This window comes from Paenibacillus sp. B1-35 (genome assembly GCF_050474385.1).
GTDB classification, from domain to species: domain Bacteria; phylum Bacillota; class Bacilli; order Paenibacillales; family Paenibacillaceae; genus Paenibacillus_B; species Paenibacillus_B alvei.
On record NZ_JBCHVJ010000002.1, the window covers coordinates 625,631 to 652,593 of the forward strand.

Consider the following 26,963-nt stretch of genomic DNA (forward strand, 5'->3'; position numbering starts at 1 on the left):
GTCTGTATGGAGGTTATTAATGACAGGACTAACGACGCTATCTTATGCAGAGCAGATCGAGAGAGCTAGAAGCTTTATTCAAGAGGGAAATCATTTTCTTGTTGTTGCACATGTTCAGCCTGACGGAGACGCAATAAGCTCCACATTGGCAGTAGGCTGGCTGCTTCGTCAATGGAACAAATCCTTCGTCATGGTGAATGAGAATGGAGTTCCTAACAAGCTAAGCTATTTGCCGGGATCTGATCAAATCAATGTACATGAAGATCGCGAGAACGTTGCTGCCAAGCCGTTTGATAACGTTATTTGTGTGGATTGTGCGGATTATGCACGCATCGGCAAAATAGCAGAATGGATCGATAAAGATGCTCGTATTTTAAATATTGATCATCATCCAACGAATGACCGTTATGGGGAAGTTGCAGTCATCCGCGAGGATGCTGCGGCAACCGTTGAGATATTATTCGATATGATTACTTCCTACGGGATTACACTCGATTTAGGTGTAGCAACAGTACTGTATACCGGCTTGTTAACCGATACGGGCGGATTCCGGTACAGCAATACGACTCCGCATGTGATGGCGATAGCCTCTGAGCTGCTGAAGCAAGGTGTTAACGGTAATGACATTGCGGATCGATTGCTTGAAAAGATGTCGATGGCACAGATGCAGCTTATACAGCGCGGACTGTCGCGATTGGCATTTAGCGAAGATCATCGAATTGGCTGGTTGTATGTGACCCCTCAGGATATGCAGGAGACCGGTGCGCTAAATGAAGATCTGGAAGGCTTGGTCAATTATCCGCGCAATATCGATGGTGTAGAAGTTGGTATCTTATTTAAGCAAGTAGATGACACAGGAGTTAAGGTGAGCATGCGTTCCGCAGGACTTGCCAATGTGGCTGAGATTGCTCAATCCTTCAGTGGAGGCGGCCATGTTCGTGCAGCAGGCTGCAAGCTTACTGGTACATTAGAAGAAGTCATTACCATTGTAATAGAACGGGTGAAGCAAGCTTTATGAGTAACTATCATGGTGTATTGCCCGTATGGAAGCCTGAGGACTGGACGTCCCATGACGTAGTCGCCAAAGTACGCCGACTAATTCGGGAGAAGCGTATCGGGCATACGGGAACATTGGATCCGAAGGTTGTCGGAGTGCTGCCGCTTTGCATTGGCAAAGCAACGCGAATTGTTGAATATTTGCAGGAGATGCCGAAGCAGTATGAGGCAGTTCTTCGATTTGGTCTATCTACCGACACAGAGGATCTGAGTGGAGAAGTATTGGAGCGATCGGATGCTTCTCACTTGACGGCAGAGATGATTCGGGAGGCAGTTCATTCCTTTATTGGAGACATCGAGCAAATTCCTCCGATGTATTCAGCCGTTAAGGTGGATGGCAAGCGACTATATGATCTAGCACGTGAGGGAAAAACGGTGGAACGCAAAGCGCGGCAGGTTACGATCCACAAGATTGATCTTCTGGATATGCAGTTAGGCGCAGCGGAACCGGAAATCCGCTTCCTTGTCGAGTGCTCCAAAGGAACGTATATCCGGACACTATGCGTTGATATAGGCCGCAAGCTTGGCGTTCCATCTACGATGGCCAAGCTAACGAGGACGGTATCTGCTGGGTTTGTGCCGTCTCAATGTGTAACCTTTGAACAGATCGAGCAAGCTGTCGCGGATGGGACATTTGAAGAGATGCTGCTATCTGTGGAAGATGCGATATCAGATATGCCTAGAATCGAGGTTTCTGAGAAGTATGCGCACTATGCAATTACAGGGCGATCGATTCCCCTTCATGCTTTACAGCCGAAACCTTTGACGAATGGTACGATTCGATTGTATGATGAACAAGGAACGTTCTATGGGATATTCCAAGTTCCACAGGGGCAAACTGTATTGCGTCCTGTGAAGGTATTTCTTCCGAACGAGTAACAAGCATAGCTAGTGCGCAGATCGAGCGTCAAGTGACTCGGTATGCGCCAGCTTTTTGTCTACTCTTGTGAAAGGGAGAACATACTAGAAGGTAGACACTACTGTTGACTGTCCGTGTAACTGGATTAGTAGTTTAATCACAAATCGATAATACGCAGGGGCTCTGATTATAATGGAAACGATAGCATTACATGCAGCGCTCGATGATTCGAGCTGGCGACTGCAGGAGCAGCCGCAAGTATTAATATTAGGACATTTTGACGGCATTCATGAGGGACATGTAAGGGTCATTCGACGTGCGTTAGACTATGGGAAGCAGCAACAATTGCCTGTAGGGCTGATGACCTTCCATCCACATCCCAAGGGAGTATTCGGCAAGCCGGAGTATGAACGATTCATTACGCCATTGTCGGAGAAAAAGCGAATTTTGAGTCAGCTTGGGCTTGACCGCTTGTATGTTGTACAGTTTGATTTGTCGTTTGCTAAGGTAACAGCGCAGCAGTTCGCAGAAGCGATCTGCCGTATGAAGGTGAAACATGTTGTTGTCGGTTTCGACTATCGCTTCGGTCATGGCGGAGAAGGTACCGCCCAATTGCTGCAGGAATGGGGCAAGGGCTGCTTTACTGTTGATATCATACCAGCACATAACGACGTAGAAACCGCAGTGAAGGTAAGCAGTACACGGATTCGCGAAAGTCTATTGCAAGGTGATGTTGTCAATGCGAATCGGCTGCTAGGCCGAACGTATATCATTCGTGGCGAGGTCATTCACGGTGACGCCCGTGGTCGTACGATGGGCTTCCCAACTGCGAATGTTCGGGCAGAAGAAGCATATGTCATCCCAGCGAATGGCGTATATGCCGTGAAGGTGCTTGTGCACGGAACATGGTATGATGGGGTGCTGAATATCGGCTTAAAGCCGACGTTCAAGACGGGAGAAACCGTTCAATCGATTGAAGCCCATCTATTTGATTTTGATCAAGATATATATGGAGAGACCGTAACGGTTGCCCTGATGAGCTATATTCGTCCAGAGCGCAAGTTCAGCTCCATACAAGAGCTGATTGCGCAGATTACTGCGGATTCAGAGGAAGCACGCCAACGTCTGAGCAAGATGGATAAGGCGCCTGCATTAACAATTGGCGTTTAATATTGCGCTCCATTTTCTAAGCTTCTATTTTGTATGAATAGATTGCAAAGACTTGTTTTACTTTTGAAGATGATAATGCTATACTAATAACGTTGTCGTGAAAACGGCACCTGTCCATAGCTTGGTTACTCGATCTCACCGTCGATAACGAGGCTAATGGCGTAAACTAACATATTTTAGGAGGTGAATAGGATGGCTATGACTCAAGAGCGTAAGCAACAGCTTATTGAAGAACATAAGACGCACGCTACGGACACTGGTTCTCCGGAAGTGCAAGTCGCTATCCTTACTGAAAACATCGTTAATTTGACGGAGCATCTTCGTACACACAAGAAAGATCATCATTCCCGTCGTGGTTTGATGAAAATGGTAGGTCAACGTCGTAAATTGTTGGCTTATGTGAAAAACAAAGATGTTAAACGCTACAGCGCATTGATCGCAAAGCTCGGTCTTCGCCGTTAATAGCACGAACCAAAGCAGCCTGGTTGTTCATCGCCGCCTGATAAAGCGGCATGCAACCGGGTTGCTTTTTAGTGATTGCATAAGTTGCTACATATTGTCATAGAATACAAGCTTCCAATGAAACGGTATTTCAAATGAAATGCAGGAAATAATGGGAGTAGTACCGAAGATTATAAAGTGAATCACTTAAGGAGGGATCCGATGAACCGCATCGAGATGGAACTTGGCGGCAGAACGCTTATCCTGGAAACGGGACGCTTGGCCAAGCAAGCAAATGCCGCAGTCAAAGTCGAGTACGGCGACACCGTTGTATTGTGTACTGTAACGGCTTCGAAGGAACCTAAAGATCTAGATTTCTTCCCATTGACTGTCAATTACGAAGAACGATTATATGCTGTAGGTAAAATTCCTGGAGGATTCATTAAGCGCGAAGGTCGCCCAAGCGAAAAAGCGATTCTTGCCAGCCGTCTTATTGACCGCCCAATTCGCCCATTGTTCCCGGAAGGCTTCCGCAACGATGTGCAAATCGTGGATTTGGTTATGAGCGTGGATCAAGATTGCCCACCTGAAATCGCGGCAATGATCGGGACATCCGCTGCTTTAACGGTTTCTGATGTACCATTTAACGGGCCAATCGGGGGCGTGATTGTTGGACGTATCGACGGTCAATTTATTATTAACCCAACTGTTGAACAAGAGGAAAAGAGCGATATTCACCTTGTTGTAGCGGGTACGAAAGACGCGATCATGATGGTTGAAGCAGAAGCGAACGAAGTACCGGAATCGGTTATGCTTGAAGCAATCATGTTCGGTCACGAAGAAATCAAGAAAATTGTTGCGAAGATTGAAGAGTTCGCTGCAATCGCGGGCACGTCTAAAATGGAAGTAAAGCTGCATGCAGTTGATACGGATGTGAATGCTGCTGTTCGTGCTTTCGCACAGGAACGTCTTGTTGAGGCGATTCGTATTCCTGAGAAGCATGCGCGTCAAGACGCGATTGATGCAATCAATCAAGAAGCAGTTGCACATTTCGAACAATTGTATGTAGAAACGCCTGAGAATATGAGCGATGTGAACGAAACCTTGTACGATATCGTGAAGGAAGAAGTTCGCCGCTTGATTACACATGACAAAGTTCGCCCAGACGGCAGACAACTAGAGGAGATTCGTCCGATTGATTGCGATACAGGACTGCTGCCTCGTACTCACGGATCAGGCTTGTTCACACGTGGACAAACGCAAGCACTCAGCATCTGTACGCTTGGTGCGCTTGGAGACGTGCAAATTTTGGACGGTCTTGGCCTGGAAGAATCGAAGCGTTTCATGCATCATTACAACTTCCCGCCATTCTCCGTAGGAGAAGCTCGTCCGCTTCGCGCGCCTGGACGCCGCGAGATTGGTCACGGTGCACTTGGAGAACGTGCCTTGTCCAAGGTTATCCCGCCAGAGAGCGAATTCCCATATACAATTCGTCTCGTATCTGAGGTGTTGGAGTCTAACGGTTCAACTTCGCAAGCAAGTATTTGCGCAAGCACACTTGCTATGATGGATGCAGGGGTACCGATCAAAGCGCCAGTTGCAGGTATTGCTATGGGTCTGATCAAAGACGGGGAACACTTCTCCATCTTGTCCGATATTCAAGGTATGGAAGACCACCTCGGCGACATGGACTTCAAGGTTGCTGGTACTGCTGAAGGTGTTACAGCCATTCAAATGGATATCAAAATCGATGGTATTGACCGCAGCATCTTGACGCAAGCGCTGGATCAAGCACGTGCAGGACGTATGCACATTTTGGGTAAAATGAATGAAGTTATCCAAACTCCACGTGAATCCTTGTCACAGTATGCGCCTAAGATCTTGACGATGCATATTAATCCAGATAAGATCCGTGATGTTATTGGTGCCGGCGGTAAAGTCGTCAACAAAATCATCGAGGAAACAGGTGTCAAAATTGACATCGAGCAGGATGGACGCATCTTCATCGCATCTACAAATGCAGAGTCCAACGAGCGTGCCCGTGAAATTATCGAAGGTATCGTGAAGGAAGTTGTCGTTGGTGAGGTATACACAGGAACAGTGAAGCGCGTTGAGAAATTCGGTGCATTCGTTGAGGTGCTTCCAGGCAAGGAAGGGCTTGTGCATATTTCGCAATTGTCGACTGAGCGTGTAGCGAAAGTAGAAGATGTCGTGAACATCGGCGATAAGATTGAGGTTAAGGTTGTCGAGATTGATCAACAGGGCCGTATCAACTTGTCCCGTAAAGTATTGCTTGAGCCTGCGCAGACAGAAGGTTCTGCAAGCTCCGAAGCTGCAGGGACGGAACGTCCACGCAGCAGCAGACCTCCGCAAGGGGGCGGCAATCGTCCACCTCGCGGACCGCGTCCGTCTAAGCCGCAAAGCTAATTCGGGTACGAGAGCAAGACAAGCCTGAAGAAGGCAACACAACATACGTAGCAAGGAAAGAGGCAGACTGGTTTCTGGCTCTTTTTTTGATGCAAAAAATGAATCACAGAGCGAAGTGATCAACATCGGCTATGGACAATTTTACTGCTGTAGAAACTTCTTTAGAGTAGAAGATGGAACGGTTTTCATTCTGACCGCATAACTCGTCCCGAAAACGCATAGAATCAAAAGGACTATCATGGAAGGGAATGGACTTGATGCAGCCAATTTTCAAGAAGTGGATTGCCGTAACAGCAGGGATTGTCATCGTGCTTGCAGTTGGAGCGCAGCCAGATGTAAGAAGCTATTTACAGGAAAGAAAGGCTGAGCTCGCCGTTAGCTATGCGTATCAATCAAACCAAGACGATAAGGCTGCAGATGATGCTCTCATGGCCCGAATTAAGCAGGAAGCAGCCAAACAATATATTGCTCCTATTAATGCCCGCGTGGATCGGGTATGGAAGGCTATCCCCGGATATAATGGAATAGAAGTTGACCTGGAGCAAACCTATGCGGCCAACAAAGGTAAGGGGCAAGGTGATGTGCTTCAATTCGTTATGCGGGAGATTAAGCCAGCTATTACGCTGAATGATCTGGATCCACAACCGATATATCGCGGGAATCCGAATAAGCCAATGGCCGCTCTCATGATTAATGTTGCATGGGGCAATGAATTCATTGATCCGATGCTTAACGTGTTGGAGAAAGAGAAGGTGAAAGCGACATTTTTCTTAGATGGAAGCTGGTTGAAAAAACATTCAGACATTGCGAAGCGCATTCAGGCGGCTGGCCACGAGATGGAGAATCATGCGTACTCCCATCCGAACATGAGTGAACTGAGCGAAGGACTTCAGACCCAGCAAATTGACAAGACCAAGCAACTGCTTAAGGAAACGCTTGGGGTAGAAAATAAATGGTTTGCTCCTCCATCAGGAGATTTTAATATGCTGACAGTACGCACGGCGCGTGCACTTGGTCTCAAGACGGTGCTGTGGACATTTGATACGAGAGATTGGATGAAGCCAGCCGTATCTACAATATTGCGAAGATTTCAAGAGAAGACGGAGCCAGGGTCGCTCATCTTGATGCATCCAACTGCTCCATCCAGTACTGCCTTGAACGATATGATACGGATTCTAAGGGAAAAGGGCATTACACCGGGAACGGTTGGGGAGACGCTTTCGGAGAAGCGAATGCCCTCCAAATGAAGTTGAGAGGGAGTAAGTTTTCTGGTAGGATTAGAAAGGCATACTTGGAATGTACTTGGACGAGGAGGAATTGCCGGTGGAGAAAGTGCAGCTGTCTAACGGCCTGCGTGTCGTTATGGAAAAAATCCCAACCTGCCGTTCCGTTTCATTTGGAATTTGGGTGAAGACAGGTTCTCGAAATGAGGATGAAACGACCAACGGGATTTCCCATTTTATCGAACATATGATGTTCAAAGGAACGGAACGGTTTGATGCAAAAGCAATCGCAGACTCTTTTGATGCGATTGGAGGCAATGTAAATGCGTTCACTTCCAAAGAATATACTTGTTACTATGCGAAGGTACTCGATGAGCATTTGCCAATTGCCGTCGATGTATTATCCGATATGTTTTTCCGTTCATCTTTGTTGGACGAGGAGTTGCAGAAAGAGAAAAATGTAATACTTGAAGAAATTGCGATGTACGAGGATACACCAGATGATACCGTACATGATCTGGTTACTCGTGCTGCCTTTGGTGCGCATCCATTGGCGTATCCGATTTTAGGAACAAAGGAACGACTCACACCGATGGGGCCAGATCATTTGCGGGCTTATATGAAGAGCCATTATACGATTTCGAATACAGTCATTGCTGTAGCGGGAAACTTTGATGACTCGATCATTGAGCTGCTGGAAAAGCACTTCGGGCAATTTTCGAATGATGAGCTTGCAGCCAATATATCGGAACCTAGTTTCCACAGTGAATTCATTTATCATAAGAAGAAGACGGAACAGAATCATATTTGTCTCAGCCTGCCTGGCTGTTCAATGACGGATCCGCGCTTATATGCGATGATCTTGCTTAACAACTTGATCGGGGGAGGCATGAGCTCTCGCCTGTTCCAGGAAATTCGGGAGAAGCGTGGGCTTGCTTACTCGGTCTACTCCTATCATTCCTCACATGCAGACAGTGGTCTGTTTACGATCTATGCAGGTACAGCGCCGAAGCAGACGAAAGAAGTGCTAGATCTGACTATGGATATGTTAGGCGAACTGGCGGTGAAGGGATTGTCTGAGGGAGAACTGCACAAGGGCAAGGAGCAGTTAAAAGGAAGCCTTATTCTTGGCTTAGAAAGTACCGGCAGCCGCATGAATCGGTTAGGGAAAAATGAGCTCATGCTTGGCAAGCATTATACGTTGGATGAAATCATCGCGCGCATTGATTCAATCGCGTTAGATGATGTTACATTTGTATTGAAGCGTATGCTTTCCCATTCATTCGCAGGAGCAATGGTCGGAGCAAATGACAAAGCAATATCGGCATTTAGGAGGGATCAACTTGTTACAGCAATTACACCAAGTTCAAATTAAGCGCCTGCCGGGCAATGAGGATGTCCCGCTTCCTCAGAAAATGTCTGAACTAGCAGCAGGCTTCGATCTATATGCAGCAGTAGAAGAACCGCTTACATTAGCGCCTGGTCATCGTGCCCTTGTCCCTACTGGGTTCTGCATGGCGATGCCTGGATACTTAGAAGCACAGATTCGTCCGCGCAGCGGACTTGCCTATAAGCATGGTATTACATGCTTGAATTCACCAGGTACGATCGATGCCGACTATCGCGGCGAGGTGAAGGTATTGCTGGCCAATCTAGGACAGACACACTTCAAGATTGAACGCAATGAGCGCATTGCTCAAATGGTCATTCAATTTGTTCCTTCTATTGAACTTGTCGAGGTGGATGAATTGACTGAAACGATGCGCGGAGAAGGCGGCTTCGGACATACGGGAACGAAATAAAAGTTATAAATCACGCAGTTGAGTTTACCTAATAGGTAAAACGACTGCGTTTTTTTGTGCATGCAGATGGGTGCGATTATGGCTGCACCCTTTTTAGGCGGCGGCATAAGATGTTTTATATGTTGTGTGCATGTTTGTGAAAGGAGTGATCAGCGAGGATGTTGACTGGGGTTCAGGTCGTGTTTATTGGCGGAGATGCCCGCCAGCTAGAGATCATCCATAAGCTGACTGAATTAGATGCCAGTGTCACGATTGTAGGGTATGACCAACTGCAAAATCCGTACCATGGCGTGCAGCGCCAGCCTTTATCTATTGAGCTGCTGAAGCATGCGGACGCTCTTGTGCTTCCTGCGGTAGGCACAGATGACAGCGGCAAGGTTCATGCCATATTTACGTCGGATGAATTGTTGCTGACCGAGGAGCATATTGCGGCACTTCCGGATCAGTGTGTCATTTTTACGGGAATGGCCAAACCGTATTTAAGCAAGCTATGCGCAAAATACCGCATTTCATTAATTGAACTGTTCGATCGGGACGATGTTGCCATTTACAATTCGATTCCAACAGCCGAAGGCGCAATTATGATGGCGATACAGAACACAGACATTACGCTGCATGGTTCTGAATCAGTTGTCCTTGGCATGGGAAGAACAGGTTTCACATTGGCTCGCACCCTTCTCGGGTTAGGGGCCAATGTACGAATTGGGGTGCGCAGAGATGAACATTTTGCCAGAGCGGTAGAAATGGGATTTAAGCCTTTTTTCATAGCAGATCTCGCACGACAGGTGTCAAATATCGACTTGCTTTTTAATACGATACCGACTATGATAGTCACAGCGCAGGTCATAGCGCAAATCCCTAACCGTGCCGTAATTATCGACCTTGCTTCCTTCCCGGGAGGCGTGGATTTTAGATTCGCGGAGAAGCGGGGGATTAAGGCTATGCTGGCACCAGGGTTGCCAGGCATTGTCGCACCGAAATCTGCTGGACGAATATTGGCACAGAGTATCACACAACTGTTGCTTGAGGACATGCGGAATCGGGGGAGTGGACAATGAACTTCACGGGGAAAACAGTCGGCTATGCAGTAACAGGTTCTCACTGTACATTAGAGGAAATAATGCCTCAGGTGAAGCGCTTCGTAGATGCAGGAGCACGGGTTATTCCGATTGCATCGCAAGCGGTGATGACGACGGATACGCGTTTTGGAGCATCGGATCACTGGCAGAAACAGTTGAAAGAAATAACTGGCAATGATATCATTTCTACAATTGTGGATGCTGAGCCGCTTGGGCCTTCCAAGCTGCTGGATGTTATGGTCATAGCACCTTGCACAGGCAATACAACGAGTAAATTGGCGAATGCAATGACAGAAAGTCCTGTCCTTATGGCGGCGAAGGCACAGATGCGCAATCAGCGCCCGCTTGTGCTGGCGATATCGACGAATGATGGACTGGGCTTGAATGCGGCCAATATTGCCAAACTTCTCGTTGCCAAGAACATATACTTCGTCCCGTTCGGCCAAGATAATCCAAAGCAGAAGCCGAATTCATTGGTGGCGCGCATGGATTTGGTACCAGAGGCTTGCTATGCAGCATTAGAGGGCAGGCAGCTTCAACCGGTATTAATTGAACGGTTCCAGTACTGAACATAGCATACCACGCAAATTATCATAATATAGATGTTTGAAAGATTGTGGGTATAGAGGGGAGAAACGACAGATGACGAATCAGAAGCGGTTTAATGTTGCTGTAGTCGGCGCTACGGGTGCAGTAGGGGAACAAATCATAGCATTGTTAGAAAAACGTCAATTCCCCATTCAATCCTTGAAGCTGTTATCTTCGGCACGATCAGCCGGCAAGAAGATCATGTTTAATGGTCAAGAATTTACGGTTGAGGAAGCAAAGCCAGAAAGCTTCGAAGGTATTGATATTGCCTTGTTCAGTGCTGGCGGCGATGTTAGTAAAGAGTTGGCTCCAGCTGCAGTAGAACGCGGAGCGGTATGTATTGATAATACCAATGCATTCCGTATGGATCCGAACACGCCACTCGTTGTTCCCGAAGTGAACATCGAGAAAGTGAAGGAACACCAAGGCATAATTGCCAATCCGAACTGTTCCACGATTCAAATGGTAGCAGCCTTGAAGCCGCTCTATGATCGCTACGGTATTTCCCGTATCATCGTGTCTACGTATCAAGCAGTGTCAGGCGCTGGCAGCAAAGCAATTAACGAGCTATTGCGTCAATCTACAGAAGTGCTTGCAGGCAATGAAGTTGAGCCAGACATTCTTCCAGTTGGTTCTTTGCCCGTGAAGCATCAAATCGCATTCAATGCTATTCCTCAAATCGATAAGTTCCAAGATAATGGATTCACGCTCGAGGAAATGAAAATGATCCGTGAAACCAAAAAGATCATGAATGATGATAGCCTTCAAGTGACGGCAACATGTGTCCGTATCCCGGTCGTACATGGCCACTCTGAATCTGTATATGTTGAGTTGAAGGACGACTTCCAAATGGAGGATGTGCGCGAGTTGCTGGCTAACGCGCCAGGTTTGACGCTCGTCGATGAGCCTTCCGAACAAAAGTACCCGCTCGCTACCGAATCTGCAGGCAAGCCAGATGTATTCGTTGGCCGTTTGCGTCGTGATTTGTCTCAGCCACGCGCATTGAATATGTGGGTCGTATCCGACAACTTAATGAAAGGCGCTGCATGGAACGCGGTACAAATCGCAGAGTACATTGCTTCGGAGCGGCAGTAATTGGCAGGCCGCTCCTGCCTTTTTTTCTTACTTGACAAGGTATTCAGCTTGGTCACGATGTGATGGGTTGAATTGCCTTTATTCGTTCTGGCAGTCAGTTTTCATTTAGTTGGGGGAAATAACACATGCGAATATTAGTACAAAAATTTGGCGGAACTTCTTTGTCTACACCAGAAGCTAGAGAAAGAGTCATACACCATATCCGTAGAGAATTGGCGCAGGGATACCAATTAGCTGTGGTTGTATCGGCGATGGGCAGACGGGGAGAGCCATATGCGACAGATACTTTGCTTGATTGGATAGGTCAGAATGGCGATAGTTTGCCATCACGTGAGAAGGATATGATTTTGTGCTGTGGAGAGATTATCTCCGCTACCACTTTATGCAGCTTGTTGAATAGTGAAGGTATCACATCCACGGTTCTTACTGGCGCACAAGCCGGGTTTAAGACGGATAGCCATTTCAATAATGCGCGTATTTTGGATGTTACTCCTGATCGAGTTATTGATGCCTGGAAAGATGTACAGGTTGTCATTGTAACTGGATTTCAAGGGCAAACGGAAACAGGCGACTTTACTACACTTGGACGCGGTGGCAGTGACACGTCTGCAACAGCATTGGGTGCGGCGCTGCACGCAGAAATAGTCGATATTTATACCGATGTAAATGGAATATTGACCGCTGATCCTCGTCTTGTTGAGGATGCGAAGCCGCTTACTATCGTCAGCTATGCAGAAATATGCAACATGGCGCATCATGGTGCCAAAGTTATTCATCCGCGTGCTGTTGAGATCGCAATGCAAGCTCAGGTTCCAGTTCGTGTCCGTTCTACATTCAGCGATGAGGAAGGGACGCTTGTGACGAATCCGGAAGGATTCCGTGATATGCAGCCTGACATCGTTGATCGCTACGTAACGGGAATTGCTTATGTTGGCAATGTAACACAAATCACGGTGGAATCTCGTGAGGGCGTGTATGATTTACAATTAAAAGTGTTCAAGGCAATGGCGCAAAATCAAATTAGTGTTGATTTTATTAATGTAACCCCATCTGGCGCTGTTTATACGGTATTTGACAGTGACGCGCCGCGAGCGCTGCAAGTGCTGGGAGAGATGGGATTCGAGCCGAAATCGTTATCGGGTTGCGCGAAAGTATCTGTAATCGGTGGAGGCATCAATGGGGTGCCAGGTATTATGGCGCACATCGTTGAAGCCTTGACTGAGCAAGAAATTCAGATTCTTCAATCCGCCGACTCCAATACAACGATTTGGGTTCTGGTACGTAAGGAAGATATGGTTCGGGCTTTGCGGGCGCTGCATGCGAAGTTCCATCTGAATCGATAATCACGCAGCGCTAGGAACGCGAACCTTGAGCGCATATAGTCGCAAGAGGAGGAGTCTTTATGGATTTTGGTAGATTAATTACGGCGATGGTGACACCATTCAACGGTCAGAATGAGGTAAATTGGCCTGAATGTGAACGATTGATAAATTACTTAATTGAGGAACAGAAGAGTGACAGCATCGTTATGTGCGGGACGACAGGAGAGTCTCCTACGTTGACAGATGAAGAGAAGGTGGCGCTGTTCCGTTTTGCGGTCGAGAAAGCCAACGGACGCGCACGCATTATTGCCGGCACAGGAAGCAATAATACGGCACATTCTATCCATTTGACGAAGACAGCAGAAGAAGCGGGCGTAGACGGCATTTTACTCGTGGTTCCTTATTATAATCGTCCTTCGCAAGAGGGGATGTATCGACATTTTGAAGCGATTGCGAAATCTACTTCTTTGCCGATCATGCTCTACAATGTTCCAGGGCGTACGGCATCCAGCCTTTCAGTCGAGACGACGCTTCGATTGGCTGAACTGCCTAATGTTGTTGCTACGAAAGAGTGTGCGGGTCTAGAGCAAGTATCCCAGATCGTCGCTGGCGCTCCTGGCTCATTCAAGGTGTACAGTGGCGAGGATTCCTTGTCGCTGCCTATTTTGTCCGTAGGCGGATATGGTGCTGTCAGTGTGGCCAGCCATATTATTGGTGCTCAAATGAAGGCAATGATTGAAAATCATCTGGCTGGTCAGCATGAAGAGGCTGCTCGTATTCATCTTGAGCTGTTCCCGGTATTCAAGGGACTGTTCATGTGTCCAAACCCAGTAGCGGTTAAGCATGCGCTTCAATTGTCTGGCTTCCAAGTAGGAAGTGTTCGACTTCCGCTCGTAGAACCGACTTCACAAGAAGCGGCAGCTATTCGTGAACTGGTACAATCGATCAAAAAATAAAAGGAAAATAGCTGTTTTAGTAAGCGAATAATTGCACTTTTACTAAGCCGATGCTGATATCCAGCATCGGTTTTGTGTTTTTCGGCAACAATAGGGGACAAATCGCCGACTTGTGTTTTCTACTTTTGTTCATGTATAATGGATATCAAGTGACTGGGTGCGGTATATTTTTCAAAAGAAGGATGTTCATTGGTACGACGGCCAACTGAATATAGGAGGTTAAGATCCAATTGTCGAAGAAAAACAACGTTGATAAATTGTCCATCTTCGCATTGGGCGGCGTAGGTGAAATCGGAAAAAATATGTACGTCGTCCAATACGGTAACGATATCGTCGTCGTAGACGCAGGGTTGAAGTTCCCGGAAGAAGACATGCTCGGAATAGATATTGTCATCCCGGATATTTCATACCTCACGGAGAATCGAGATAAGGTAAGAGCAATCTTGATTACGCACGGACATGAAGATCATATTGGCGGGTTGCCATATGTACTGAAGCATTTGAACGTTCCAGTATACGGAACAAGATTGACGCTCGGATTGATTGAGAGCAAGTTGCGGGAAGCGAATTTGCTAGGTGAAACAAAGCGAATTCTGATTACAGCTGATTCGGAAATTCAGCTAGGCACTATTCGCGCAAGCTTTTTCAAAACGAACCATTCCATCCCGGATTCGGTCGGTGTATGTCTCGATACTCCAGAAGGATGCGTCGTTCATACAGGAGACTTTAAGTTTGACCATACGCCGGTTAACGGTCAATATGCTGATCTGCAGCGTATGGCGGAAATTGGCCAAAGAGGGGTTCTTGCACTGTTGTCAGACAGTACGAATGCAGAACGCCCAGGCTTTACTCCATCTGAAAGTAGTGTGGGTGTCGTTCTGGAAGATATTTTCCGGAAGGCGGAGCAGCGCGTAGTTGTTGCGACATTCGCTTCAAATATTCACCGTATTCAACAAGTCATTGATGCTGCATATTCTACAAATCGCAAGTTAACCGTTATCGGTCGGAGCATGGTGAACGTCGTCACGATCGCTTCCGAGCTAGGCTACTTGAACATACCAGATGGTATGCTGATCGAACCAGAAGAAGTGAATAAGATGGCTGCTGATCGAGTAGTTATCCTGTCCACGGGCTCTCAAGGTGAACCGATGTCAGCCTTAACGCGCATGGCGCGCTCTACGCACCGCAAGGTTGATATTTTGCCAGGGGATACAGTCGTGATCGCGGCTACACCAATTCCAGGCAATGAGAAATATGTGGGCAGAACGGTAGATGAACTGTGCCGCCTCGGCGCTCATGTCATCTATGGCGGCTCCAAGACTGGTGTACACGTATCCGGTCACGGCAGCCAAGAAGAACTGAAGCTGATGCTGAATCTGATGAAGCCGAAGTACTTCATTCCGATTCACGGTGAATACCGCATGCTGCGTCACCACGCTGACTTGGCAGAAGCAGTCGGAATTGAGCGGGAGAATATCTTTATTACGGATATTGGCGATACTGTTGAAATTACGAATGGTGTTGCACGCCGGGGCTCTAAGGTTCAATCCGGTTATGTACTTATTGATGGTCTTGGTGTCGGCGACGTCGGCAATATCGTATTGCGCGATCGAAAGCTGTTGTCACAAGACGGAATATTGGTTGTTGTTGTTACACTCAGCAAGCAAGAAGGTACGATTCTCTCCGGACCAGACATTATCTCTCGCGGATTTGTGTATGTCCGTGAATCGGAAGGACTGCTTGATGAAGCGAACCGCATCGTCACTTCAACACTGCATAAGCTAATGAATGAAAATGTGAACGAATGGGCATCATTGAAGACGAACGTAAAAGATGCGCTTGGACGTTTCTTGTACGAACAAACGCGTCGTCGTCCGATGATTTTGCCAATCATTATGGAAGTATAGAACGAAGTGAGCGAGAATCCCAGTCACCAGTCATTCTCGCTCACGTACGTTACAAGCTGCCGTCTCTGCAATCTGCAGGGACGGCAGCTTTTTTATGCATATGAATCAGCGTATAAAACATCTTTACGTGAAGCATGCTATGACGGCATTGTACCGGTCAATTGGAGGTAATGGAAGATGATGAACGAACAGCCTTTAGATCCACAAGGTCAGCCGCAGCAGCCAACTAAAGCTCCCCCTACAGTGGAAACAATTCAACAACTAGGTACGGCGTCGATCCCGACAACCGGCGAATCTAATATTTATTGCTTGAACATTATCGGTCAAATCGAGGGGCATATTGTATTGCCTCCTCAAAATAAAACAACCAAATATGAGCATGTGATCCCACAATTAATTGCGGTGGAACAGAATCCAAAAATTGAGGGTGTGCTCATCGTATTAAATACGGTTGGGGGAGACGTAGAGGCAGGGCTGGCCATAGCCGAGATGATATCCTCATTGTCCAAGCCATCCGTGACATTGGTGCTAGGAGGAGGGCATAGCATCGGGGTTCCAATTGCCGTAGCTGCCGATGTCAGTTTAATTGCAGAGACGGCAACCATGACGATTCATCCAATTCGATTAACAGGGCTCGTAATCGGTGTACCGCAAACTTTTGAGTATTTGGAGAAGATGCAGGAGCGGGTCGTACGCTTTGTAAAGGCTCATTCAAATATTTCAGAGTCCAAATTCAAGGACTTAATGTTCACAACTGGAGAACTGACACGCGATATCGGTACGACAGTAATTGGGCATGATGCTGTTAAGTATGGTCTTATTGATGAAGTCGGGGGTATTGGTACGGCATTGAAGCATTTGAATCGCTTAATTGATGAGAAACGTGAGGAGAGAGGCTCGGATGGTGGCCATCATGACCATGCGCACGCTAATCATTATGGATCGCATCAAGAACATGGCGGGCATCATGCTGGGGCTGAGCAGCCGATCATATCTGGTGAACAATGTGGAGCTAATCAGCAGCAGCAGCAACACAATCAGCATGCAGGTACGCAAGCAATGTATGTGCCGGCAAAGGAGCGAGGATAATGCTTCATACAATCATACCGATGGAGCAGGTCTTGCAAGGATTCGATAAGGAGCCGGCATTTTTCGAAATGCAGTGGCAGGGACGTACGCTGCTAGTGCAGCAGGTCGACAATACGACCGTGAAAGTCGAGCGGCTGTTGAAGAATACAGGCATGCAGGATTTTTTGGATCCAAGCTTCGCCCCTGGCACCCTATTATCACTGTGTTAATATGTAAGGTCTAAGACATTGCGGATGGTTTAATCCCATATATGTTCAAGCAGACAGACAGAACCTGACCTGGGTTCTGTCTTTTTTATTTTCCCTTTTCCCTAGTTATGGAATGGTCATAGGAAGAACGGTTGTTCTGTGTTATAATGAGGGATGGAGGTGACGGCATTTTGGCCCGTAAGAAGAAGAAAAAGCAATCCTTCAGCAAGAGCTTGAAATATGAAATATATGGCATATTGCTGATTACCTGTTCCGTCATTGCATTGGCAGGCGGAGCGGCGTTCGGGCGCTCCTTATCCAAAATATCAGGCTTGTTGTTAGGTAAATGGTACTTTTTCATACCGCTCGTGTTCATATATATTGGATTGTCGGTTATGATTAAACGCCAGTGGCCTTCAGGCTGGAACTCCCGCAAGAGTGGCATCATGGTCATTATACTAGCTTTGACGATGATAAGTACCGTGCATGCAGTAGAACAGCGTATTTTGCCAACTGCAGATGAAGTAAGTGCTGGATACATATTAAATGATATACATAAAGCTTTGAACTTAGAGCTCGTGCAGGCTACCGATACGGGGACGGCAGGAACGATGCTGCAGAAGGATATTAGCGGCGGTTACATTGGAGCAATCCTTTACTGTACGCTATTTGTGCTGTTTGGAGCTCTAGGAACAAAGCTGCTTACCATTGTTATGCTCTTCATCGGCTTCATGCTGGCAACGCAATTGTCTTATGTCGATCTTGTGAAGCTTATCCGTGTTCAAGTGAAGAAATTTGCGGCAATCATCAAGAAGAAACGTAAGGCGCGTCTTAATGAACGCAAACGTATGGAAAGTAAAAATCGTAAATCGGCGAAAAAGGATTCAGACGACGATTACATGCTGGATGATGAATTGGACGATGAAGAAGAGAATGATTCAAGCAGAACGCCAGTGTTCATGCAAATATTCGGCAAATTAAGTGAAGCAGGAAAAAAGCGATTCCTCGCATCGAAAGAAGAGGATGAGGAATATAATGAGCGACATACCGCTCATTCGAGCAAGCCGCATGCAGCTAGATTGAATGACGATCACAATATACACCCAGAAGCTGATACAGCATCAATGAATACGGTAAGCAATGCTTCCAAGCTGAATGCGCTGCTTGCTCGCATTGAACAGGATGATGATCAGTCACATACCCCGTTGTTCCGCGACTTTACAGCGACAGATGATAGCGGAGATGAGAAGTCCCATCATGCTGAGGAGGTAGGAGGCTTTACAAAGCCTGCAACGTGGGAAGAAGGGGCGGATGATATTGAAGATGATTGGAATAATGATCCTCAAGCAGAAACACAAGGTGTACAGCAAGGAGCGTCTCCTCTTCGCCATCAGAATGACGTAGTGGAGAGTGAAGGTGACGTCCAATTAGAGACGGATGGATTGCTGAGTGACGGTGAAGGTACAAACGAAGCTGTTGTTATTCAGAAGCCGCCTCCGAAGCCATATAAAATGCCGCCATTCAACCTGCTTGCTAAACAGCAAGGAAGCGGGAAAGGCGGCGATCAATCCGACTTCATGCAGACGGCTCGCAAGCTGGAAGCAACCCTTGAGAGCTTCGGTGTAAGGGCGAAGGTGCTAGAGGTTGTACGTGGACCGGCAGTAACTCGTTATGAAATTCAGCCTGACATCGGGGTAAAGGTCAGCAGAATCGTTAGTCTGTCGGATGATATCGCACTTGCGCTAGCCGCTAAGGACATTCGCATGGAAGCGCCGATTCCGGGCAAATCCGCTATTGGGATTGAAGTGCCGAACAATGAGGTTTCGGTTGTAACGATGCGTGAAGTCATGGAGACACCGACGTTTATAGATGCGCCATCAAGGTTGTCCATTACATTGGGACGTGATATTGCAGGAACGCCAATCGTAGGTAATCTGGCCCGCATGCCCCACTTGCTTGTTGCAGGCGCTACAGGTTCAGGAAAGTCGGTATGTATTAATGGGATTATAACGAGTATCCTCTACAAGGCAAAACCGGATGAAGTGAAGTTCCTGATGGTTGACCCGAAGATGGTCGAATTGAATGTATACAACGGTATTCCACATTTGCTTGCCCCCGTCGTTACAGATCCGAGACGCGCTTCGTTAGCCTTGAAGAAAATCGTCGTTGAAATGGAAAAACGATATGAATTGTTCTCCAAATCAGGAACCCGGAACATTGAGGGGTATAACAAGCTAGTAGCAGATGAACCGGATAAGGTTCTGCCGTATATCGTTATTATTGTCGATGAGCTTGCGGACTTGATGATGGTTGCTGCCAATGATGTAGAGGATTCGATATGCCGCCTAGCCCAAATGGCGCGTGCAGCAGGTATTCACTTGATTATCGCGACTCAACGTCCTTCTGTTGACGTTATCACTGGGGTCATCAAGGCAAACATTCCATCGCGAATTGCATTCGGTGTATCTTCTCAAGTGGATTCACGAACCATTTTGGACATGGCTGGCGCTGAGAAGCTGCTTGGACGTGGCGATATGCTCTTCCTGCCGATGGGCTCCTCCAAGCCGATACGGGTGCAGGGAGCATTCTTATCCGATCAAGAGGTCGAAGCTGTCGTTGGCTTCGTAAGCGGTCAAGCGCAGGCGGAATACAATGAGGAATTAGTGCCGGAGATTGATGAAAGCGGACATGCCTCGGATGAACCAGTCGATGAATTGTACGACCAAGCTATTCAAATTGTGCTGGAGGCGCAGCAAGCATCGGCATCACTGCTTCAACGCCGGATGAGAATCGGATATAACCGCGCCAGCCGCTTAATTGATCATATGCATATGCAAGGTTTGATCGGCGCACATGAAGGCAGTCGACCGCGCGAAGTACTAATGACGCTGGAACAGTATCAGCAGAGTAAAATATCATCATAGTGTAGGGAACCATAAAAGAGGATGCTTTGGCGTCCTCTTTTGTTGTGCATGGAGGAGTGTATGCAAGTGCATAGATCTTTCCCTGTTATCTCATAATAAAGTTGCCAATCCTGTCAAATTCACAAGAGAGAGGTAGACGTTAGGCATGAGAAAACGGATGATTTGGATTACGATATGCATCGTATTCGTGCTGATTGGGGCATTCCAGTACAAGCAAATGGGCAAGACGGAAGCCACATTTAGCAATGCGACATTGCAGCAAGGCTCACAGGGGCAAGATGTGAAGGAGTTACAAGGTCGATTGAAGTTTCTCGGGTATTATGACGGCAAGACCGACGGTATCTTTGGCCCAGCGACGAAAAATGCAGTGACGTGGTTCCAATGGAAGTTTGGCATGAAGTCAGACGGAATCGTTGGGCCGAAGACCAAAGAAATGCTAGTAAAGGCGACGAAAAACTGGAAGCCTGAAACTACGGGCGGGACGGCACCAAACAAGCCTTCTGGCTCAACAAATAACAATATAAGCGGTTCCAACAATTTGGGGCTATCGGAAAATGATCTGAAATTTATGGCGAATGCGGTCTATGGTGAAGCACGTGGAGAGCCTTATGAAGGGCAGGTAGCTGTAGCAGCTGTTATTTTGAATCGGGTGAAATCGCCGAGCTTCCCGAAAACGGCATACGGTGTTATTTTCCAACCAGGTGCTTTTACCGCAGTAGCCGATGGACAGATCTGGTTAGAACCAAATGAGACGGCAAAACGAGCAGTTAAGGATGCAATTAATGGATGGGATCCTTCCGGCGGCTGCCTATATTATTTCAACCCTGAAACCGCTACGTCCAAATGGATTTGGACACGTCCTCAGGTGAAAACAATCGGCAAGCATATATTCTGTATGTAATGAAGTGATCGAAGCGACGAAAGAAATGAGACGTAACGAGATGTTACATATGGAAGCGGGATGAAGAAGCAATGGCAGCAGGCCATTTGCTTCTTTGTTTCCATTCCGGTATGTTATTGGTAATGAATGATTGATCATATGAAGAAATGGGGTTAGATATGGTGAGCAAACCGACATTTGAACGGGGAAAGGTAAAAGGCATGCGTGTTCATGTTATGCCGACAAAGCGCTTTAAAACGTTCGCCATCTCTGTGTATGTAGGGATCCCACTCCAAGAGGATACCTTAACGACTACGGCACTAACGCCTTTTGTACTGCGGAGAGGCACGTCTTCGTATCCGGAAACGATACGATTCCGCGAGCGCTTGGATGAGTTGTACGGAGCAGGATTTGGCTTCGATGTGTTCAAGCGAGCGGATTATCAAATCATTCAGTTCCGTATGGACGTTATCAATGATGTTTTTGTGAGCTCGTCAGAGTCCTTGCTTGCACAGGCATTTCAGTTTTTAGGCGAAGCAATTACGACTCCAGCCATGGATAATGGTACCTTTCGCAGTAAGTATGTGGACGAGGAGAAAGAAACCTTGCGTCAGCGTATTGAGTCGATCGTTAACGATAAAATCCGTTATGCGGCAGAACGCTGCGTAGAGGAAATGTGCAAAAACGAACCGTATCGCCTGCATGCGCTTGGCAATCGGCAAGATTTAGACTCGATTGATGCGGCCGCATTAACCGAAAAGTATCGCTGGCTGCTTGAGCATGCGGCAATTGACGTTTATGTTGTTGGGGATACAACCTATGAAGAGGTTGAACGCTGTGTAGAGTCATCGTTCCGTATCGGCCGCTCGGTTGAGACGCCATATGCCCGTTCTATACCAGTGCCGCGCATAGGCGAACCGAACACCGTTATTGAACGTCTCGAAGTCAGTCAAGGAAAACTGAATATGGGGCTTCGCTCCACCATTACCTATGCTGATGATGCCTATCCTGCTGTGTTAATGTACAATGGCATCTTGGGCGGGTACCCGCATTCCAAGCTGTTTATCAATGTGCGTGAAAAGAACAGTCTAGCCTACTATGCTGCCTCCCGCTTCGAAGGGCATAAAGGCATTTGCACGATTCAGTCTGGGATTGAGTTCGAGCATTTTGATAAAGCCAGGGAAATTATTATTGAGCAGCTTGAGGCAATGAAGGCAGGACAACTGCAGCCACTCGAAATCAGTCAGACGAAAGCCATGATTGCGAATCAACTGCGTGAAATTGATGATTCCTCGTTTGAAATGATTGGCTTTGATTTCAACCGGGTGCTGTCTGGAAAAGAGCGCAGTACGTCCCAACTCATTGACGAGGTAGAGCATATCGACGCAGCGCATATTCAAAAGGTCGCTCTGACCTTCCAGTTGGATACGATTTATTTCTTGCGCAATAGGGAGGAGGCCTAATCGATGGAACAACGTCATTACTCCAATTTGCAAGAAACGATCTATTATGAACAGATGGATAATGGATTAGATGTGTACGTGCTCCCTAAGACGGGATTCCAGAAGACATACGCTACTTTTTCCACAAAATATGGCTCTATCGATAATCATTTTCATGTGGAAGGACAAGAAGAGATTCAAGTTCCAGATGGGATCGCACACTTCTTGGAGCATAAAATGTTTGAAGAGCCTGAAGGAGATATTTTTGCTAAGTTTGCCGAACAGGGTGCATCTGCGAATGCTTTTACTACTTTTGATCGTACGGTCTATTTGTTTTCATCCACGTCCCGAATTGAAGAGAGCCTGGAGACGTTGATTGATTTCGTACAAAGGCCTTATTTTACAGATGAAAATGTAGAAAAAGAAAAGGGCATAATCGGTCAGGAAATTAACATGTATCGCGATAATGCAGCGTGGCGGGTGTACTTTGGCCTTATTGAGGCAATGTACCATGTTCATCCTGTACATATTGATATTGCAGGTACGATAGAATCAATCGGGACGATTACGAAGGAAACACTCTATACGTGCTACCATACCTTCTACCATCCTTCCAACATGCTGTTGTTCGTCGTAGGCGGTGTTGAACCGAAAAGCATCTTCGAGTTAGTACGCAGCAATCAGGCCAGCAAGACATATGAGCCGCAAGGGCAGATACGCCGCATATTCGAGGAGGAACCAGACACGGTGAAGGAGACAAGACGAGTCTCCAAGCTTCCCGTATCTCTTCCTCGATGTTTATTCGGTTGTAAAGAACCTCGTCCCGGCCTAGAGGGTAAGGAACTGTTGGAGCATGAAATAAAGACGCGCATTATGCTGGATTTGATGTTGGGCAGTAGCTCGCCGTTATATCAGACGCTGTATGAGGAAGGTTTAACGACAGATTCATTTGGCAGCGAATTCAATTGCAGCTCTGATTATGCCTTCTCGATTATCGGCGGGGAAACGAAAGACCCTGATGGTTTGGTGAAGCGGGTTAGGGAGCTAATTGATGAGCGCAAAGTATCGGGCTTCGAGCAGGGTGCATTCGAGCGTATCCGCAATAAGTCGATTGGCTCTTACTTGCGGATGCTAAATTCTCCTGAAGCGATTGCCAACGAATTTACGAAGTATAAGTTCCGTGATACCGATTTATTTGATATACTTTCGGTATACGAGACGCTAACGTTAGAACAAGTGCATCAGCGGTTGAAGGATCATTTTGATTGGAATCGACTAGCAGTGTCTATTGTCGAACAACCGTAACATACGAAGGCGTACCTGCAATCAGGTGCGCTTTCTTTTTTTATATGTACAATACTTGTCCACAAAAAAAGGGGGAGAGCAAGTATGAAAGCTTTGTCAGAGACATCTGTCCTAATAACTGGAGCTAGCCGTGGGATTGGAGCAGCGATTGCGGAACGTTTCGCTCAAGTAGGTATGAAGATCGTGATTCATTATTTAAATTCACACGAAGCTGCGAATGAAGTGGCTCGCAAGTGTCTGAATCATGGTGCGCAGGTCATGACAATCACTTCTGATCTCAGAGATATGGAGCAGCTTGATCGAATGAAGGAAAAGCTTGATGAGTTGGGTTTCACACCTGATATATTGGTCAATAATGCTGGTGTTGCTTATTACGGTCTGTTCACGGATGTAACGGAGCAGGAATGGATGGACTGTATGGACATTAATTTGAAGGGGATGTTCATGTGTACGCAACGATTTGCTCCGTATATGATAACGCAAAAGTATGGTCGAATTATCAATGTATCCTCCATTTGGGGAATCACTGGAGCCTCCTGTGAAGTCATGTATTCGATGGCCAAAGGCGGCGTTAATGCCTTTACAAAGGCATTAGCGAAAGAGCTGGCGCCTTCTGGAGTAACTGTAAATGCGGTAGCACCGGGTGTGGTGGATACCGATATGGTTAAGCATTTGGATAAAGAAGAACGAATGGCGCTCCAAGAAGATATTCCATTAGGCAGACTTGGAACACCGGAAGAGGTTGCTTCCCTGATTTATTATTTGGCACTGCCTGAATCGGGATATATCACAGGACAAGTTATTAGTCCAAATGGCGGATGGCAAATGTAAGTCTAATGCTTGATATGTTACGCATAATTCCGGTGGCATAGGCACATATTACGACTGATGAATTCACATTAGACCACTAGGAGGGCGTTCTCGTGTCATCAGTACTTGAAAACTTCGACTCGTGGAAAAAGTTTCTTGGAGAACGTGTCAAGCAAGCAAAAGGGCTAGGCATGTCTGAAGAAACAATTTCCAAGCTTGCTTATGAAATCGGTTCGTTTTTGGAAGAGAAGGTTGACCCGAAAAATGCACAAGAAAGTGCATTGAAAGAATTGTGGAGTGTCGGCTCTGACGAGGAGCGGAAAACGATTGCTCGTTTGATGGTAAAATTGGCTGAGCAAAACGGGTAATTCGTCATTTTGTCCATATATCAAAAGAAAGGAAGTTCTGAACCGAACTTTCTTTCTTTTCATACCCTCATCTTCATGCAAACGACATGAATACATGCTCAGAACCTGCTATAATGGTACTGAATCGGAGAAATTTAGAAAGTATTGCGTTTTTTCTCGTTTTTTAGCCCGACTCCGGTGGAATTTGTGTCCCATGTATTGTAGAATGGAAAACGGCGGATAACCGCGGATGAGGTGTGTCATGGAGTACAAACAGTGGTATATGGAATATAAGATACATAAAAACCGCCCTGGTCTTCTCGGGGACATTGCTTCGCTGCTAGGAATGCTCGAAGTAAACATTTTGACTATTAACGGTGTAGAAGACAAGACAAGAGGAATGCTTCTGCAAACGGATGATGATGAGAAGATCGAAATCATGGGGCAGATGCTGAAAAAGGTTGACAATATTACAGTGTCCGCACTGCGGCAGCCGAAGCTGGTTGATATACTGGCTGTACGCCATGGCAGATATATTGAACGCGATTCTGATGATCGAAAGACGTTCCGCTTTACAAGAGACGAGCTTGGCTTGCTTGTTGATTTTTTGGGTGAAATATTCAAGCGTGATGGGCAACAGGTGATCGGGCTTCGAGGAATGCCGCGGGTTGGCAAGACGGAATCCATTATTGCTGGAAGCGTGTGTGCGATGAAGCGCTGGACATTTGTATCCTCTACGCTGCTCAGACAGACCGTGCGCAGTCAAATGTCTGATGAGGAACTGAACCCGAACAATATCTTTATTATCGATGGCATTGTAAGCACGATTCGTTCGAATGAGAAACATGCTTCATTGCTCGAGGAAATTATCAATATGCCATCCACGAAGGTAATTGAGCATCCAGATATATTTGTTCAAGAAACCAGTTATGATTATGATTTTTTTGATTACATTATCGAATTGCGCAACAATCCGGATGAGGAAATTACGTACGAATCGTTTACGATAAATTATAACGAAATTTAACATAGCAGTACGCAGGTGCAGCTTGGATTATGGACAGGAGGTGAAGTTGTGTCAGAGTTAGGGCAATTATTAAAAAAAGCAAGGCTAGAAAAAAATCTTTCCCTGGATGATGTCCAAGAAGCTACGAAAATTCGTAAGCGTTACTTGGAGGCGATTGAGGAAGGGGACTATAAGGTGCTGCCGGGTTCGTTCTATGTACGTGCCTTTGTCAAAACGTACGCAGAGACGGTAGGCTTGAACCCTGATGAAATTTTGCAGTATTATCGCAACGATATTCCGACACCGGAACCCGAGCCGTCAGTCGAGCCGCTCATGCGAACGAAGAAACGCAGTGTACAATCGTCATCGTCTGATCGATTTGGACGCTGGGCATCGACGCTGCTTCTATGGGCTTTCATCATTTTAATCGGTGTCATTGTCTATTTCTTCGTCGTCATGAAAGTGAATCCGGGAACATCGGACAACACTTCTGATGATACGAATATTACGGAGACACAGACACCATCTACGGGCGCGAATGGAGCGGCCAATGGCGGCAAAGCAGGACAAAACAATGCCGGTGGAGCGGTTCAACAGCCAGTTAAGCCTACTACTCCAGAACCTCCGAAACAGGAGCAGAAGCCAATTGTCGTATTGCAAACCTCTAAGCGTTCTGAGGATGTGTATCAAGTATCGGCCCCAGCGAATACACCTGTGAAGGTTGAAATTAAAGCAGTTAATGACAGAAGCTGGCTGGCCGTTCATGAGAAGAACAGCAGCGGGAAGAAGCTCCATTATGAAACATTGGAGAAGGATCAAACCGTATCGTTCGATATGACGGATCAAGGTATGTTCATTCGCGCTGGTTATGCTAAGGCGATCGAAGTTACGGTTGCTGGGGAGCCGTTGAATAAATCCGACAATGAGGGCTCCAAAAATATTCGCCTGCAATGGATTTCTTACGAGGAAGCGCAGAAGCTACAAGCAGAAAAGCAAGAGGGATCCCCTACAACGAACATGGATCAAGGCAATCACTAGGTGCATAAA

The 26,963-nt window shown here is 46.7% G+C and carries 23 protein-coding genes and 1 pseudogene; all 24 read left to right on the forward strand.

From position 1 onward, the window contains the following. The first annotated feature begins 19 nt into the window (after positions 1 to 19). The 24 genes and pseudogenes from ACQ5BJ_RS10425 to ACQ5BJ_RS10540 all read left to right on the forward strand — a co-directional run bounded on the left by ACQ5BJ_RS10425 (position 20) and on the right by ACQ5BJ_RS10540 (position 26,954). Positions 20 to 1,018, forward strand: a complete 999-nt coding sequence (locus tag ACQ5BJ_RS10425; protein ID WP_005550536.1) for a DHH family phosphoesterase — start codon at positions 20 to 22, stop codon at positions 1,016 to 1,018. Further along, a complete protein-coding gene (gene truB / locus ACQ5BJ_RS10430) occupies positions 1,015 to 1,935 on the forward strand; it encodes a tRNA pseudouridine(55) synthase TruB (RefSeq protein WP_005550535.1) in 921 nt (306 codons plus the stop codon). The genes ACQ5BJ_RS10425 and truB overlap by 4 nt, the downstream gene beginning before the upstream one ends. A 172-nt stretch (positions 1,936 to 2,107) precedes the next feature. Continuing rightward, positions 2,108 to 3,085 (forward strand): bifunctional riboflavin kinase/FAD synthetase, encoded by a 978-nt coding sequence (locus tag ACQ5BJ_RS10435; protein ID WP_430109813.1) that lies wholly within the window; start codon positions 2,108 to 2,110, stop codon positions 3,083 to 3,085. A 192-nt stretch (positions 3,086 to 3,277) separates the two neighbouring features. Next, entirely contained in the window at positions 3,278 to 3,547 is a 270-nt protein-coding gene (gene rpsO / locus ACQ5BJ_RS10440; RefSeq protein ID WP_005550532.1) for a 30S ribosomal protein S15, read from the forward strand. 201 nt (positions 3,548 to 3,748) lie between these two features. Beyond that, the gene (gene pnp / locus ACQ5BJ_RS10445; RefSeq protein WP_005550531.1) at positions 3,749 to 5,953 is read left to right on the forward strand and encodes a polyribonucleotide nucleotidyltransferase; all 2,205 of its coding nucleotides are present in this window, start codon (positions 3,749 to 3,751) and stop codon (positions 5,951 to 5,953) included. 248 nt (positions 5,954 to 6,201) lie between these two features. After that, positions 6,202 to 7,200, forward strand: coding sequence for a polysaccharide deacetylase family protein (locus ACQ5BJ_RS10450; RefSeq protein ID WP_430109810.1), 999 nt, complete (start codon positions 6,202 to 6,204; stop codon positions 7,198 to 7,200). Between the two features lie 76 nt (positions 7,201 to 7,276). After that, the gene (locus tag ACQ5BJ_RS10455; RefSeq protein ID WP_040736661.1) at positions 7,277 to 8,551 is read left to right on the forward strand and encodes a M16 family metallopeptidase; all 1,275 of its coding nucleotides are present in this window, start codon (positions 7,277 to 7,279) and stop codon (positions 8,549 to 8,551) included. Further along, positions 8,484 to 8,978: a dUTP diphosphatase gene (dut, locus tag ACQ5BJ_RS10460; RefSeq protein ID WP_171416455.1), complete on the forward strand. Its 495-nt coding sequence runs from the start codon at positions 8,484 to 8,486 to the stop codon at positions 8,976 to 8,978. The genes ACQ5BJ_RS10455 and dut overlap by 68 nt, the downstream gene beginning before the upstream one ends. A gap of 158 nt (positions 8,979 to 9,136) precedes the next feature. Next, on the forward strand, positions 9,137 to 10,036 hold the full coding sequence (gene dpsA / locus ACQ5BJ_RS10465; protein ID WP_005550526.1) for a dipicolinate synthase subunit DpsA: 900 nt from the start codon (positions 9,137 to 9,139) through the stop codon (positions 10,034 to 10,036). Next, entirely contained in the window at positions 10,033 to 10,626 is a 594-nt protein-coding gene (locus ACQ5BJ_RS10470) for a dipicolinate synthase subunit B (protein ID WP_005550525.1), read from the forward strand. The genes dpsA and ACQ5BJ_RS10470 overlap by 4 nt, the downstream gene beginning before the upstream one ends. A 73-nt stretch (positions 10,627 to 10,699) precedes the next feature. After that, on the forward strand, positions 10,700 to 11,740 hold the full coding sequence (locus ACQ5BJ_RS10475) for an aspartate-semialdehyde dehydrogenase (protein WP_005550523.1): 1,041 nt from the start codon (positions 10,700 to 10,702) through the stop codon (positions 11,738 to 11,740). Between the two features lie 125 nt (positions 11,741 to 11,865). Further along, positions 11,866 to 13,083, forward strand: coding sequence for an aspartate kinase (gene dapG / locus ACQ5BJ_RS10480; protein ID WP_005550522.1), 1,218 nt, complete (start codon positions 11,866 to 11,868; stop codon positions 13,081 to 13,083). Positions 13,084 to 13,142: 59 nt separating this feature from the next. Next, positions 13,143 to 14,018, forward strand: coding sequence for a 4-hydroxy-tetrahydrodipicolinate synthase (gene dapA, locus ACQ5BJ_RS10485; RefSeq protein WP_268622141.1), 876 nt, complete (start codon positions 13,143 to 13,145; stop codon positions 14,016 to 14,018). A gap of 230 nt (positions 14,019 to 14,248) precedes the next feature. Continuing rightward, the gene (locus ACQ5BJ_RS10490) at positions 14,249 to 15,925 is read left to right on the forward strand and encodes a ribonuclease J (RefSeq protein WP_005550520.1); all 1,677 of its coding nucleotides are present in this window, start codon (positions 14,249 to 14,251) and stop codon (positions 15,923 to 15,925) included. 180 nt (positions 15,926 to 16,105) lie between these two features. Then, positions 16,106 to 16,813: pseudogene (locus ACQ5BJ_RS10495) on the forward strand (ClpP family protease); the annotation flags it as partial. Between the two features lie 200 nt (positions 16,814 to 17,013). Beyond that, positions 17,014 to 17,223 (forward strand): YlzJ-like family protein, encoded by a 210-nt coding sequence (locus tag ACQ5BJ_RS10500; protein WP_163978265.1) that lies wholly within the window; start codon positions 17,014 to 17,016, stop codon positions 17,221 to 17,223. Between the two features lie 170 nt (positions 17,224 to 17,393). Next, on the forward strand, positions 17,394 to 20,126 hold the full coding sequence (locus ACQ5BJ_RS10505) for a DNA translocase FtsK 4TM domain-containing protein (RefSeq protein WP_430109804.1): 2,733 nt from the start codon (positions 17,394 to 17,396) through the stop codon (positions 20,124 to 20,126). A gap of 145 nt (positions 20,127 to 20,271) precedes the next feature. Then, positions 20,272 to 21,027, forward strand: a complete 756-nt coding sequence (gene sleB / locus ACQ5BJ_RS10510; protein WP_005550515.1) for a spore cortex-lytic enzyme — start codon at positions 20,272 to 20,274, stop codon at positions 21,025 to 21,027. Positions 21,028 to 21,188: 161 nt separating this feature from the next. Continuing rightward, positions 21,189 to 22,469: an EF-P 5-aminopentanol modification-associated protein YfmF gene (gene yfmF / locus ACQ5BJ_RS10515; RefSeq protein ID WP_193373014.1), complete on the forward strand. Its 1,281-nt coding sequence runs from the start codon at positions 21,189 to 21,191 to the stop codon at positions 22,467 to 22,469. 3 nt (positions 22,470 to 22,472) lie between these two features. After that, positions 22,473 to 23,753 carry an EF-P 5-aminopentanol modification-associated protein YfmH gene (gene yfmH / locus ACQ5BJ_RS10520; protein WP_005550510.1) on the forward strand — a complete coding sequence of 427 codons (1,281 nt, stop codon included), beginning with the start codon at positions 22,473 to 22,475 and terminating at the stop codon, positions 23,751 to 23,753. Positions 23,754 to 23,837: 84 nt separating this feature from the next. After that, positions 23,838 to 24,584: an elongation factor P 5-aminopentanone reductase gene (ymfI, locus tag ACQ5BJ_RS10525; protein ID WP_430109800.1), complete on the forward strand. Its 747-nt coding sequence runs from the start codon at positions 23,838 to 23,840 to the stop codon at positions 24,582 to 24,584. 92 nt (positions 24,585 to 24,676) lie between these two features. After that, entirely contained in the window at positions 24,677 to 24,931 is a 255-nt protein-coding gene (locus ACQ5BJ_RS10530; RefSeq protein WP_005550507.1) for a DUF3243 domain-containing protein, read from the forward strand. A 241-nt stretch (positions 24,932 to 25,172) separates the two neighbouring features. Then, the gene (locus ACQ5BJ_RS10535) at positions 25,173 to 25,937 is read left to right on the forward strand and encodes a DUF3388 domain-containing protein (protein WP_163978262.1); all 765 of its coding nucleotides are present in this window, start codon (positions 25,173 to 25,175) and stop codon (positions 25,935 to 25,937) included. A 48-nt stretch (positions 25,938 to 25,985) separates the two neighbouring features. After that, positions 25,986 to 26,954, forward strand: coding sequence for a RodZ domain-containing protein (locus ACQ5BJ_RS10540; protein ID WP_430109797.1), 969 nt, complete (start codon positions 25,986 to 25,988; stop codon positions 26,952 to 26,954). Positions 26,955 to 26,963 lie beyond the last annotated feature (9 nt).